This window comes from Streptomyces sp. NPDC006208 (assembly GCF_040613775.1).
In the GTDB taxonomy this organism is placed as follows: domain Bacteria; phylum Actinomycetota; class Actinomycetes; order Streptomycetales; family Streptomycetaceae; genus Streptomyces.
Map to the genome: position 1 here is coordinate 139,094 of NZ_JBEXSW010000001.1, position 11,922 is coordinate 151,015.

The window sequence follows — 11,922 nt, forward strand, 5'->3', positions numbered from 1 at the left end:
GCGGCCGCTACCCGTCGCCCGGGTTCGCACTCGATCAGGGGAGATGGACCATGAAGCTGCTGCGTGTCGGTACGGCGGGCGCCGAGCGCCCCGCGCTGCTCGACCCGGACGGGACCACCCTGCGCGACCTGTCCGGCCTGGTCGCCGACGTCGACGGGCCGCTGCTCGCCGACGCCGCGGCGCTGGACCGGATCAGGGCGGCGGCCGGCGCGGGGGAGCTGCCCGTACTGGACGCGGCCGGGCTGCGGATCGGGCCACCGCTCGCCCGGGTCGGCAAGGTCGTCTGCATCGGGCTGAACTACCACGACCACGCCACCGAGACCGGCGCCGCGACCCCGGCCGAGCCCGTCGTCTTCTTCAAGGCGGCGGACACGGTCGTCGGGCCGTACGACACCGTCCTCGTGCCGCGCGGCAGCCGCAAGACCGACTGGGAGGTCGAGCTCGCGGTGGTCGTCGGACGCACGGCGCGCTACATCGGCGACGACGAGGACCCGATGGCGTACGTCGCCGGCTACGCGGTCGCGCACGACGTGTCGGAGCGCGAGTTCCAGATCGAGCGCGGCGGCACCTGGGACAAGGGCAAGAACTGCGAGACGTTCAACCCGCTCGGGCCGTGGCTCGTGACCGCCGACGAGGTTCAGGATCCGCAGGCCCTGTCGCTGAAACTGTGGGTCAACGGAGAGCTCAAGCAGCACGGCACCACAGCCGACCAGATCTTCCCGGTGGCCGAAGTCGTCCGGTACGTCAGCCGGTTCATGACCCTGTACCCGGGGGACGTCATCAACACCGGCACCCCGGCGGGCGTGGCGCTCGGGCAGCCGGAGCCGAAGCCCTACTTGCGGGCCGGTGATGTGGTGGAGCTGGAGGTCGAGGGCCTCGGGCGGCAGCGCCAGGAACTCGAGGACGCCTGACGACCCGCGCACGGGGAGGGACCGGGGGGCGTGCGGTACGGCGGGCATCTCTCGCCGCTGTACCGCACGGACCCGGCGCCGGACGGACCAGTGCCGCACGGACCCGGCACCGCACGCACTGCGTGGTCGCACGAACTACGTGGTGAAGCGCTCCAGCTACGTGGTGAAGCGCTCCAGCGCCTCGACCACCATCGCGTGGTCCTCGGCCTGCGGCAGGCCCGAGACCGTGACCGAGCCGATGACTCCCGCACCCTCGACCCTGATCGGGAACGAGCCGCCGTGGGCCGCGTACCGGTCCGGGTCGAGACGCGACGAATCCTCGAACGACGTGTCCTTGGCCCGGTGCCGCGCGCCGACCAGGTACGAGCTCTCGCCGTACCGCTCGACGACCCGGCGCTTGCGGTCGATCCAGGCGTCGTTGTCCGCGCTGGAGCCGGCCAGCGCGGCATGGAACAGCTGCTGCCCGTTGCGCCGGATGTCGATCGCGACCGGCGCCTCGCGCAGGTGCGCCATCTCGACCAGCAGGCTGCCCAGCTTCCATGCGTCCTCGTGCGTGAACCGGCGCAGGGTCAGCCGGGTCTCCTGGGCGATGATCTCGTCGACGGACAGATGGGGCTTGGCCGTGTTGCTCATGAGGGGATCTCCACGGTGACGCCCGCGCGGGCGGAGAGACCCGCGGCCTCCAGGACCTCCAGCGCGGCGGCCGCTTCACGGGCGGTGACCGGCGGGGCGCTCTTCTCGCGCAGGGCAGCGGCGATCGCCGCGTAGTAGGCAGGGTAGTCGCCCGGCAGGGTTTCGACCGGGACGCCTCCACCGGTCAGCGGGGACTCGCCCGCCCCGATGCGGCCCCACATCGGCTCGGGCTCGACGCCCCAGGCCTCGCCCGGGACGGGGCGCCTGCCGGTGCGCAGGTCCGTCTCCTGCGGGTCCAGGCCGTACTTCACATATCCGGCGCGTGAGCCGAGCACCCGGAAGCGCGGGCCGAGCTGGGCGGTGATGGCGCTGACGTACAGATGTGAACGGACGCCGCTCGCGTGGGTCACGGCGATGAAGGTGTCGTCGTCGGTCTGGGCGCCCGGGCGGCGCACATCGGCCTCTGCGTACACACGCACCGCGGGACCGAACAGCGTCAGGGCCTGATCGACGACATGGCTGCCCAGGTCGAACAGCAGGCCGCCGATCTCCTCGGGGTCGCCGGACTCGCGCCAGCCGCCCTTGAGCTCCGGACGCCACCGCTCGAAACGGGACTCGAAGCGCTGCACGTCGCCGAGCTCGCCGTTCGCGATCAGCTGCCGCAGGGTCAGGAAGTCGTTGTCCCAGCGGCGGTTCTGGAAGACGGAGAGCAGCAGCCCGCGCTCCTCTGCGAGGTCGGCGAGCTCATGCGCCTCGGCGGCGGTGCCGGCGAGCGGCTTGTCCACGACGACCGCGAGCCCGGCCTGCAGGGCGGCGGTGGCGATCGGGACGTGGGTCTTGTTCGGCGAGGCGATCACGATCAGGTCGAGCTCGTCCGCCCGGTCCCACAACTCGTCCGGCGCGGCGGCGAAGCGTACGCCGGGGTACTCGGCGCGCGCCTGCTCCTGCCGCTCCGGGTTCGATGTGACGATCGTGTCGAGGACGAGGCCGTCGGTGGAGGCGATCAGCGGGGCGTGGAAGACGGAGCCCGCGAGGCCGTAGCCGACGAGCGCGACGCGGAGAGGGGAGGCCGTACCAGTCATGTCCTCCACTTAAGCAACGCTGTTGCCAAACTGCAAGCGGGGCGCACAATGGGAACGTGAGGATGAGGGTGAACCGGGCCAGAGCGATCAGCACACCGGGTGAGGACGCCGGTGCGGGAGCGGCCATGTCCGTGGGCGGCGGCGGAGGCCTCGGCGTCAATCTGCCGCTGCTGCGCAACCACAACGCGGCGCTCGTGCTCGATCTCCTGCGCAGCGCGGGGACGGACGGCATCAGCCGGCTCGAGCTCGCCGACCGTACGGGCCTGACCCCTCAGGCAGTCAGCAAGATCACGGCCCGGCTGCGGGACGACGAACTGCTCACGGAGGCCGGCCGGCTGGCCTCGACCGGCGGCAAGCCCCGCACCGTGCTGCGCCTGGTTCCGTCGGCGGCATACGCGGTGGGGGTGCAGCTGGACCGCGACGAACTGACCTCGGTCCTGCTGGATCTGGCCGGCACGCGCGTCGCCACCCGCGTGGTCTCCCTGGACCTCGGCGCGGGCCCCGACGCAGTGACCGCGCGGGTGACGGAGGAGGTGCAGTCCCTGCTGGACGACTCCCTCACCGACAGGGCCGATGACATCGACGGCGCGCCCACGAGCGAGAAGAGCGAGGGGGAGGGGACCGGGGCACGGGTGCTCGGCGTCGGGGTGGCCATGCCCGGTCCGCTCGATCACTTCGCCGGAGTGCCGCACCGTGTCACCGGATACCCCGAGTGGGACGGCTACCGGCTGCGGGACGAGCTGGCACGCCGGCTCGGGCTCCCGGTCGTGCTCGACAAGGACACCAACGCCGCCGCCCTCGGGCTCGCCCTGCGCGGGGCGGGCGAATCCTTCGCGTATCTGCACCTCGGCACCGGGATAGGGGCGGGGCTCGTGCTCGAGGGGGCGCTGTACCGGGGAGCACGGACGGGGGCCGGGGAGTTCGGGCACCAGGTCATCCAGCTCGACGGACCTCCGTGCGACTGCGGCAAACGGGGGTGTCTCGAAGCGCTGTGTCTGGCCGCCGTCGCCCGGGGCGACCTCTCCGAGGCCGCGCGGGTGCTCGGGATCGGTGTCGGGAACCTCGTCGAACTTCTCGACATCGACCGGGTGCTGCTCGGCGGGCGGGTGATCGCCATGGCCGAGGCGGAGTTCGTACGGGGAGTGCGGGCCGTACTCGTCTCGCGTACCCGGGTCCGGGTCGCGCCCGCGGGCGGCGGTGCCCACCGGGTCGCGGAGGGCGCCGCGCAGCTGGTGCTCGCGCCGGTGTTCGGACGTGCCGAGGTGGCGTACGCGTCCCACCACGGCTGAGGCCGAGCCCCGGTTCCCGGCCAATCACGATCGAGTGAAAATACGCCGACAGGTGGGGAGTGTTGCGGCTGTTCGGCCCTACGGGAGCGCCCCGGCCACGGCCCGACGGCTTTGATGGGGGCAGGGTCTTCGGCCATGGCCGGGTGATCCCCCGGCGGTCCGCGAGCAGCAAAGGCCTCTCATGCGTAAGCGCAACGCCCTCGCCCTCTCGGTCGCCGCGGCCACGATCGTGCCGGTGGCGTTGACCGGTTCGTCGGCCGCGGCGGCGCGTTCGTCGGTTGCCGCAGCGCGCGCGTCGGTCGGAGCAGCGCGGCCCGAGGCTGCGCCCGGCGCCCCGGCACCGGGCGAGCGGGCACCGCGCGCTGACCGGCCCGGAGGGCAGGCCGATGTGCCCGTCGCGGAGGCGGGCGCGGCGCGGTCCGCGGACCGGTTCGCCGACCAGCAGCCCGTCTGCGGCAAGGCGTCCGACCCCCTGTTTCCCATCGCCACCCGCATCCACGGCGGACCGGGGACCCAGCAGCCCGGTGCGGGTCCGCGGACCTGGTCGGTCGATCTGCGCAACACCACCCGGGAGATGTGCCATCACATCCACCCGGTGATCATCCTCACCGGCGGCCCCGGACTGACCGCGGACCGGGTCGCCATGGAGTTCTACGACGAGTCCGAGGCCCGCTGGCGTCAGGTCGTGCTGGAACAGACCACTCAGGACGAGCTCGTGGGGGCCTTCGACGACGGCTTCCCCGGCTTCGTCGTCCCTGCGGAAAGGACCGTCACCGTCAAGGTGCGCCTCGCCCTCGCCGCCGGCACCCCGCCGAACGCGGTGACCGTGAACGCCGCGGTCGTGCAGCGGCAGGGGGCCGACGGCGACTGGGTCGGTGAGTCCGGCGACTACCGCTTCGAGGTCGTCGAGGCGGACCGGCGCACCCCGGCCCCCAGCGACTCGCCGACGGCCACCCGCTCGCCGTCGGACACCGGCTCGGCGACGGCCACCGCCCCGCCCGTCGCCCTCACGGATGAGCTCGCCACCACCGGGTCGCGTCCCCGGGTCGTGATCGCCGCCGCCTTGGGTGCGGTCGTCCTGTCCGCGGCCGGCGTCCTGTTGCTCCTCGTGCGGCGGCGTCTCGGGTCACGCAGACGCTGACCGTCGCCGAACGTTCATGTGGATCTGCGAGCATCTGGCCGGTGGACTACCCGAACGACCAGGCGCCCGGCGCCCCCGTCCGCTCCGGCATCCCCGAGCACGGACGCATCCCCAAGTACTACGCCGTCAAGGCCCGTATCTCCGGCCTCATAGAGGAACTGGGCGAAGGCGGACTGCTGCCCACCGAGCGGGACCTCGCCGTCCGCTACGAGGTCTCGCGCGAGACCGTGCGCCAGGCTCTGCGCGAACTCCTGCTGGAGGGGCGGCTGCGCCGCCAGGGCCGCGGGACCGTCGTCGCCGGCCCCAAGCTGGAGCAGCCGCTGTCGCTCGCCAGCTACACCGAGGGTGTGCGGCGCCAGGGCCGCATGCCGGGCCGTAACCTGGTCTCGCTCGACCGCTTCCCCTGCTCCGACGCGCTCGCCGCCGAGATCGGGGCAGGGCGCGGCGAGCCCGTCTGGCACATGGAGCGCGTACTGCTCGCGGACGACGAGCGCGTCGGTCTGGAGAGCACGTACATCTCCGTCGCCCGCGTGCCGCGCCTGGACACGGACTTCGACCCGGACTCGTCCTTCTACGCATATCTCCACGACCGGCTCGGGATCTCCTTCGGTGACGCGGACGAGCGGATCGAGACGGTGCTCGCCACACCGCGTGAGGCACTGCTGATCGGCACCCCGCCGGCGCTGCCCATGCTCCTGATCCACCGCACCTCCCGGGACACGGCCGGCGTACCGCTCGAGCGCGTACGCACCCTCTACCGCGGTGACCGCTTCAGCTTCACCGCGCATCTGGGCAACGGCGGCTGACACCAGTGGCACCGGACCAGAGTGTTGTGACATCACGAAGAGATAACGGGTCTGGTCCAAGTTTGGGTGGCCGTTCACCGTTCCGTTGCTGACCGTCCGCGGCCGGGTCACCGGATCCCGCGAGCGTTGCCGTCGTGAGAGTCATCGTCGTAGGAGCCGGCGTGGTGGGAACCATGCACGCCTGGCACGCAGTGGAGCGCGGCCACGAGGTCGTACAGATCGAGCGGGAGAGCGAGGCCAGAGGCGCGAGCCTGCGCAACTTCGGGCAGATATGGGTGAGCGGCCGGGCCGACGGTCAGGAGCTTCAGGCCGCGCTGCGCGCCCGCGAGCTGTGGGAGACCATCGGTGAGCGCGTGCCGGACGTCGGCTTCCGCGCCTGCGGCTCGCTCACCCCCGTACGCGGCGACCTCGAACTGGCCGTCGCCGAGGCGGCGGTGGCCCGGCCCGATGCCTCCGCACGCGGCTACAAGCTGCTGACGGCGGCCGAGGCACGCGCGGTCAACCCCGCCCTGCGCGGTGCGTTCCAGGCCGCCCTGTGGTGCGAGCGGGACGCCGCGGTCGAGCCGCGTACCGCCCAGCTCGCCCTCAAGCAGGCCCTGCTGGCCTCCGGCCGGTACACCTACCTCGGCGGGCGCGAGGTCCGCGAGGTCGTCGGTGACGGGGCGGCCGTACGCGACGACCACGGTGATGTGCACAGCGGCGACGCCGTGATCCTGTGCCCCGGCGCGGCGCTCTCCGGCCTCGTCCGAGACCTCGCCGGGGAGATCCCCGTACGCCGCGTACGCCTGCAGATGATGCAGACCGACCCGCTGGGGGAGACCCTCACCACCTCGGTCGCCGACGCCGACAGCTTCCGCTACTACCCCGCCTACGCCTCCGGGGCCCTGGACGCTCTGAACGCCGGACAGGCGCAGACCCCGACCGCCGCCGCGCACGCGATGCAGCTGCTGATGGTGCAGCGCCGCGACGGCGGACTGACCATCGGCGACACGCACGAGTACGAGCACCCCTTCGCCTTCGACACCCTCGAGGACCCCTACGAACACCTCACGCACGTCGTCGAGTCCCTGCTCGGCCGGCCGCTGCCGACCGTGCGCCGCCGCTGGGCCGGGGCGTACGCGCAGTGCACCGACACCACGAGGCTCGTGCACCGGCAGCAGGTGCGCGACGGGGTATGGCTGGTGACCGGGCCCGGCGGGCGCGGGATGACGTGCTCGCCCGCCATCGCCGAGACGACCGCGAACGAACTGGGCTGGTGAACGACATGAACGACATGAACGACAGGACCGGACACGACCTCGTCGTCCTGGACATGGCGGGAACGACCGTCGCCGACGGCGGCCTCGTCGAACAGGCCTTCACCGTCGCCGCGGAGCGCCTCGGAGAGGATCCCGCCACGATGATTGATCACGTCCGCGCCACCATGGGCGAGTCCAAGATCTCCGTCTTCCGCCACCTCCTCGGCGACGAGGAGCGCGCGCAGCAGGCCAACCGTGCCTTCGAGCAGGCCTACGCGGAGCTCGTGGACGGCGGCCGGATCGCCCCGGTCCCCGGGGCCGCCGAGGCGATCGACGCGCTGCGGGACCGCGGCCGGACGGTCGTGCTGACCACCGGCTTCGCCCGTGTCACCCAGGACGCGATCCTCGGCGCGCTCGGCTGGCGCGACCTGGCCGAGGCAACGCTGTGCCCGGCGGACGCCGGGGGCCGGGGGCGTCCGTACCCCGACATGGTCCTCGCCGCGTTCCTGCGGACCGGGGCCGTGGACGACGTCCGGCGGATCGCGGTCGTCGGTGACACCTCGTACGACATGCTCAGCGGGGTCCGCGCCGGGGCCGGTGTCGTGGCAGGCGTCCTGACCGGCGCACACGACGCGGCGCAGCTGGAGCGGCACGGCGCCACGCATGTCCTCGGCTCCGTTGCCGGACTGCCCGCGCTGCTGGACCGGGTGGAGTCATGAGCGGCGTCCGGGGCGGCATACGGTTCGACCGGGTCAGCGTCGCGTACGGCAGGAACACTGTCCTCGACGCGCTCGACCTCACCGTCGAGCAGGGCGAGGTCATGGCCCTGCTCGGCCCGTCCGGCTCCGGCAAGACCACCGCGCTGCGTGCCGTCGCCGGCTTTGTCCGTCCCGTCTCCGGCCGGGTCTTCATCGGCGACCGGGACGTCACCGAACTGCCGCCGCACCGGCGGGGCATCGGGATGGTGGTCCAGCAGTACGCGCTGTTCCCGCACATGCGGGTCGAGGACAACGTGGCCTTCGGGCTGCGGGCGCAGAAGGCTCCCCGGCGCGAGATCCCGGGCCGGGTCGCCGAGGCGCTGGAGATGACCGGGATGGCCGCGTACGCCAGGCGGTATCCGCGCGAGCTGTCCGGCGGCCAGCAGCAGCGTGTGGCCATCGCGCGGGCGCTGGCGATCCGCCCGGGGGTGCTGCTGCTCGACGAACCGCTGTCCGCGCTGGATGCGCAGCTGCGCTCCGGCATGCTCGCGGAACTGGCGCGTCTGCACCGTGAGTTGCCGGACGTCTCCATTCTGTACGTCACCCACGACCAGGTCGAGGCGCTGACGCTGGCGGACCGGATCGCGGTCATGGACCGGGCACGGCTGCGGGACTGCGGTACGCCGCAGGAGCTGTACCGCAGCCCGCGCACGGAGTTCACGGCGTCTTTCGTCGGCAACGCGAACCTCCTGCCGGTGCGTGTCGGCGCGGAGTCGGTCACCTTCGCCGGCGCGGCACTTCGGGTGCCCACCGGCGAGGCCGCCCCCGGCTCGGGGGCGACGCTGTGCCTGCGGCCGCACCTGGTGGGCCTCGGGGAGGGCCCGAACGCCTTGCGCGGCACGCTCGCGGAGATCCAGTGGCGGGGCGCGACGCACCGGTTGTACGTGGATGTGGCGGGCCACCGGGTGAAGGCGGACCTGCGCGAGCTGAAGGACCCACCGGAGGTGGGCGCCGAGGTGACGCTGCACTTCGCGACGGAGGACGCGGTCCTGCTGGGGTCGGGGGTGTCCGGTGACTAGCCCGGAGCCGCCGTCCGCGGCGGACGGGCCGGTGCGGACGGCCTCCGGCCGGGCCGGGGTACCCACCCGCACTACCCGTGCGGGTGGGGACAAGGGTGCGGGTCCGCTCGTGGGCGATGCGTCGGCGGCTGCGGCTGGGGGTTCAGGCGAGCCGGCCCCGGATGCCGAGCCGTCGGCGGGCGACCGGCGCGGAACGCCTCGCCCCGTCCTGACGGCAGTTGCTGCGGATGGTGGCGGTGCGGCGAGGGCCGTGGACCACCGCCCTCAGCCACCGGGCAGCGACCACGGAAAGCCGTTCGCCGCGCCGCGGCGCGGCGGGCCGCGGTGGTTGTGGGCCCTGCCGCCGGTAGCCGTACTCGGGCTCGTGTTCCTCCATCCGCTCACGCTCGTCGTGCGCGAGAGCCTCGCGCCCGGGGCCTACGCCGAGGTGCTGTCCTCGGACGCCTTCCGCGAGGCGCTCGTCACCACCGTGTGGCTCGCGCTCGGCGCCACCGCCGGGTGCCTCGTGCTCGGGTTCGCCCTCGCCCTCGTCATCGCCTTCGTGCCGTTTCCCGGTGCCAAGGCCGTCGCGCGGTTCGTGGACGTCTTTCTCTCCTTTCCTTCCTTCCTCATCACGCTCGCCCTCCTCTTCGTCTACGGAACCGTCGGCATGGCCAACGGCCTGTGGACCGGGGCGACCGGCGCCGCCGAGGGACCGTTCCGGTTCCTCACCACCCCCTGGGGCGTCCTCCTCGCGGAGATCACGTACTTCACGCCCTTCGTGATGCGCCCGCTGCTCGCCGCGTTCTCGCAACTGGACACCGCACAGCTGGAGGTGGCGTCGTCGCTCGGTGCGCGCCCCGCCCGGATCGTGCGGCAGGTGATCCTGCCCGAGGCGCTGCCCGCGCTCGCCGCCGGCGGCAGCCTCGTCCTCGTCATGTGCCTCAACGAGTTCGGCATCGTCCTGTTCACCGGGGCCAAGGGCGTCACGACCCTGCCGATGCTCGTCCACGGCAAGGCGATCCTCGAGTCCGACTACGCGGCTGCCTGCGTCGTCGCCGTCGTCAACATCGCGATCTCCGTGGGTCTCTACAGCCTCTACCGGATGGTGAGCCGCCGTGCTGGTGCATAGCCGAACCGGGAAGTGGGCCGCCTGGGCGCTCTTCCTCGCACTCTTCCTGCCGCTCTTCGCCCTCCCCCTGCTGGTCGTGGTCGCGGCGTCGTTCTCGACGAACTGGTCCGGCGCTTTCCCCTCGGGGCCGACCGCCGAGCACTACGGCTCCGCGCTGCGCGGCGAGTCCCTCCAGGCGCTCACCACCAGCCTGGTCACCGCCGTCACGGCCGGTCTGCTCGCGCTCGTCCTCGGCAGCTGGGCGGCGCTCGCCGCGTCCGCGATGGGCAGGCGGGGCAGGAGAGTGGTCGACGCGCTGTTCATGCTGCCCGTGGCGGTCCCCTCCGTCGTCGTCGGGCTCGCCGTCCTCGTCGCGTTCTCGCAGCCGCCGGTGCTCCTCAACGGCACCCGCTGGATCGTGATCCTCGCGCACACGGTGCTGGTCACCGCGTTCGCCTACCAGTCGGTCGCGGCCGCGATCGGCCGGCTCGACCCGGTGTACGAGCAGGCGGCGGCCAGTCTCGGCGCCCGCCCCTCGTACGTCCTGTGGCGCGTCAGGCTGCCGCTCCTGCTGCCGTCCCTGAACGCGGCCGCCGGACTCTGCTTCGCCCTGTCCATGGGTGAGTTGAGCGCCACGATGATGCTCTACCCGCCGGACTGGATGCCGCTCCCGGTGCTGGTCTTCACCGCCACCGACCGCGGGTCCCTGTTCACCGGCTCCGCCGTCGCCGTGGTCCTCATGGCCACGACGCTGCTCGTCCTGCTCGTCCTCTCCCGTATCCGCACCAAGGCATCGTTCCGCTAGTTCCGTCAGGAGAAGCACGCGTCATGCACACGAACCTCAAGCCGGTCGCCGCCGTTGCCGGCAGCCTCGCCCTCGCCGCCTCCCTCACCGCCTGCGGCACCGCCGCCGCCGACGAGAAGGTCGTCACCGTCTACAGCGCCGACGGCCTCAAGGGCGAGAACGGCGACGGCTGGTACGACCAGGTCTTCAAGGACTTCGAGAAGGAGACCGGCATCAAGGTGAAGTACGTGGAGGGAGGCTCCGGAGAGATGGTGCAGCGTGCCCTCCGCGAGAAGTCCAACACTCAGGCCGACGTCCTCGTCACCCTGCCGCCCTTCATCCAGCAGGCCGACTCCAAGGGCTTGTTGCAGAGTTACGAGCCCGAGGGCTCCGACAAGGTCGGCGGCTCCGACAAGTCCGGTGACGGCAAGTGGACGTCCGTCGTCAACAACTACTTCGGGTTCGTCTACAACAAGAAGGAGCTCACCACCGCGCCGAAGACCTGGGAGGAGCTGCTGAAGGGCACGTACAAGAACAAGCTCCAGTACTCCACCCCGGGAGTGGCGGGCGACGGCACCGCAGTCGTCATCAAGGCCATGCACGACTTCGGCGGCCAGGAGCCGGCCATGGACTACCTGAAGAAGCTCCAGTCCAACAACGTCGGGCCGTCCTCCTCCACCTCCAAGCTCGCCCCCAAGGTCGACAAGGGCGAGATCCTGGTCGCCAACGGCGATGTCCAGATGAACTTCGCGCAGTCCAAGTCCATGCCGAACCTGGCGATCTGGTTCCCGGCCAGGGACGGCGGCAGGCCCACCACCTTCGCCCTGCCGTACGCCGCCGGCCTGGTCACCAAGGCCCCGCACAGCGACAACGGCAGGAAGCTGCTGGACTTCATGCTCAGCCGGCAGGCACAGCAGCAGGTCAGCGAGATCGGCGGCGGTTTCCCGGCCCGTACCGACGTCAAGTCCGTCGACGCCAACGCGATCGCTCTCGCCGAGCTGCTTCAGGGTGTCGACGTCTTCGAGCCGGACTGGAAGGGCATCGACAAGAACCTGCCCGCGTACATCGACGCATGGAAGTCCGCAACGGGTAGCTGAGAGTTCACTGTCTGCCCCTGGCGGCCCGCCCGGCGTAGCGAAAAGATAACGGGTACGGACCAACGCCCCTGCAC

13 protein-coding genes are annotated in these 11,922 nt (G+C 72.0%); 10 read left to right on the forward strand and 3 right to left on the reverse strand.

Features of this window, described 5'->3' with window-relative positions; translation table 11 throughout:
• Window positions 1-50 precede the first annotated feature (50 nt).
• Window positions 51-911 (forward strand): fumarylacetoacetate hydrolase family protein, encoded by an 861-nt coding sequence (locus ABZ208_RS00680; protein WP_356907389.1) that lies wholly within the window; start codon window positions 51-53, stop codon window positions 909-911.
• Between the two features lie 156 nt (window positions 912-1,067).
• Here ABZ208_RS00680 and ABZ208_RS00685 read toward each other — a convergent pair whose 3' ends face one another.
• Window positions 1,068-1,544 (reverse strand): heme-degrading domain-containing protein, encoded by a 477-nt coding sequence (locus ABZ208_RS00685; protein ID WP_356907390.1) that lies wholly within the window; start codon window positions 1,542-1,544, stop codon window positions 1,068-1,070.
• Entirely contained in the window at window positions 1,541-2,626 is a 1,086-nt protein-coding gene (locus ABZ208_RS00690; RefSeq protein WP_356907391.1) for a Gfo/Idh/MocA family oxidoreductase, read from the reverse strand. The genes ABZ208_RS00685 and ABZ208_RS00690 overlap by 4 nt, the downstream gene beginning before the upstream one ends.
• A gap of 125 nt (window positions 2,627-2,751) precedes the next feature.
• Here ABZ208_RS00690 and ABZ208_RS00695 point away from each other — a divergent pair, with 125 nt between their 5' ends.
• From ABZ208_RS00695 to ABZ208_RS00720, 6 genes are all read left to right on the forward strand, one after another.
• On the forward strand, window positions 2,752-3,915 hold the full coding sequence (locus ABZ208_RS00695; RefSeq protein ID WP_356907505.1) for an ROK family transcriptional regulator: 1,164 nt from the start codon (window positions 2,752-2,754) through the stop codon (window positions 3,913-3,915).
• 181 nt (window positions 3,916-4,096) lie between these two features.
• Window positions 4,097-5,056: a hypothetical protein gene (locus ABZ208_RS00700; RefSeq protein ID WP_356907392.1), complete on the forward strand. Its 960-nt coding sequence runs from the start codon at window positions 4,097-4,099 to the stop codon at window positions 5,054-5,056.
• A 41-nt stretch (window positions 5,057-5,097) separates the two neighbouring features.
• Window positions 5,098-5,862, forward strand: coding sequence for a GntR family transcriptional regulator (locus ABZ208_RS00705; RefSeq protein ID WP_356907393.1), 765 nt, complete (start codon window positions 5,098-5,100; stop codon window positions 5,860-5,862).
• Between the two features lie 134 nt (window positions 5,863-5,996).
• Window positions 5,997-7,121 carry a TIGR03364 family FAD-dependent oxidoreductase gene (locus tag ABZ208_RS00710; RefSeq protein ID WP_356907394.1) on the forward strand — a complete coding sequence of 375 codons (1,125 nt, stop codon included), beginning with the start codon at window positions 5,997-5,999 and terminating at the stop codon, window positions 7,119-7,121.
• Between the two features lie 5 nt (window positions 7,122-7,126).
• Window positions 7,127-7,819: a phosphonatase-like hydrolase gene (locus tag ABZ208_RS00715; protein ID WP_356907395.1), complete on the forward strand. Its 693-nt coding sequence runs from the start codon at window positions 7,127-7,129 to the stop codon at window positions 7,817-7,819.
• Entirely contained in the window at window positions 7,816-8,877 is a 1,062-nt protein-coding gene (locus ABZ208_RS00720) for an ABC transporter ATP-binding protein (RefSeq protein WP_356907396.1), read from the forward strand. The genes ABZ208_RS00715 and ABZ208_RS00720 overlap by 4 nt, the downstream gene beginning before the upstream one ends.
• A 142-nt stretch (window positions 8,878-9,019) precedes the next feature.
• On the opposite strand, the gene ABZ208_RS00725 is transcribed toward ABZ208_RS00720, so the two are convergent.
• Window positions 9,020-9,253: a hypothetical protein gene (locus ABZ208_RS00725; RefSeq protein ID WP_356907509.1), complete on the reverse strand. Its 234-nt coding sequence runs from the start codon at window positions 9,251-9,253 to the stop codon at window positions 9,020-9,022.
• Between ABZ208_RS00725 and ABZ208_RS00730 the strand changes: the two genes are divergently transcribed.
• Genes ABZ208_RS00730 through ABZ208_RS00740 form a run of 3 tightly spaced genes read left to right on the forward strand, consistent with a single transcriptional unit; the run spans window position 9,206 to window position 11,848 of the window.
• The gene (locus ABZ208_RS00730; RefSeq protein ID WP_356907506.1) at window positions 9,206-9,988 is read left to right on the forward strand and encodes a 2-aminoethylphosphonate ABC transporter permease subunit; all 783 of its coding nucleotides are present in this window, start codon (window positions 9,206-9,208) and stop codon (window positions 9,986-9,988) included. The two genes, ABZ208_RS00725 and ABZ208_RS00730, sit on opposite strands and share 48 nt — an antisense overlap.
• A complete protein-coding gene (locus tag ABZ208_RS00735) occupies window positions 9,975-10,772 on the forward strand; it encodes an ABC transporter permease subunit (protein WP_356907397.1) in 798 nt (265 codons plus the stop codon). The genes ABZ208_RS00730 and ABZ208_RS00735 overlap by 14 nt, the downstream gene beginning before the upstream one ends.
• A 23-nt stretch (window positions 10,773-10,795) precedes the next feature.
• A complete protein-coding gene (locus tag ABZ208_RS00740; RefSeq protein WP_356907398.1) occupies window positions 10,796-11,848 on the forward strand; it encodes a 2-aminoethylphosphonate ABC transporter substrate-binding protein in 1,053 nt (350 codons plus the stop codon).
• Window positions 11,849-11,922 lie beyond the last annotated feature (74 nt).

Coding starts and splice junctions, on each gene's coding strand:
- ABZ208_RS00680 (WP_356907389.1), top strand. CDS start 51: ATGAAGCTGCTGCGTGTCGGTACGGCGGGCGCCGAGCGCCCCGCGCTG.
- ABZ208_RS00685 (WP_356907390.1), bottom strand. CDS start 1,544: ATGAGCAACACGGCCAAGCCCCATCTGTCCGTCGACGAGATCATCGCC.
- ABZ208_RS00690 (WP_356907391.1), bottom strand. CDS start 2,626: ATGACTGGTACGGCCTCCCCTCTCCGCGTCGCGCTCGTCGGCTACGGC.
- ABZ208_RS00695 (WP_356907505.1), top strand. CDS start 2,752: ATGTCCGTGGGCGGCGGCGGAGGCCTCGGCGTCAATCTGCCGCTGCTG.
- ABZ208_RS00700 (WP_356907392.1), top strand. CDS start 4,097: ATGCGTAAGCGCAACGCCCTCGCCCTCTCGGTCGCCGCGGCCACGATC.
- ABZ208_RS00715 (WP_356907395.1), top strand. CDS start 7,127: ATGAACGACATGAACGACAGGACCGGACACGACCTCGTCGTCCTGGAC.
- ABZ208_RS00720 (WP_356907396.1), top strand. CDS start 7,816: ATGAGCGGCGTCCGGGGCGGCATACGGTTCGACCGGGTCAGCGTCGCG.
- ABZ208_RS00725 (WP_356907509.1), bottom strand. CDS start 9,253: ATGGAGGAACACGAGCCCGAGTACGGCTACCGGCGGCAGGGCCCACAA.
- ABZ208_RS00740 (WP_356907398.1), top strand. CDS start 10,796: ATGCACACGAACCTCAAGCCGGTCGCCGCCGTTGCCGGCAGCCTCGCC.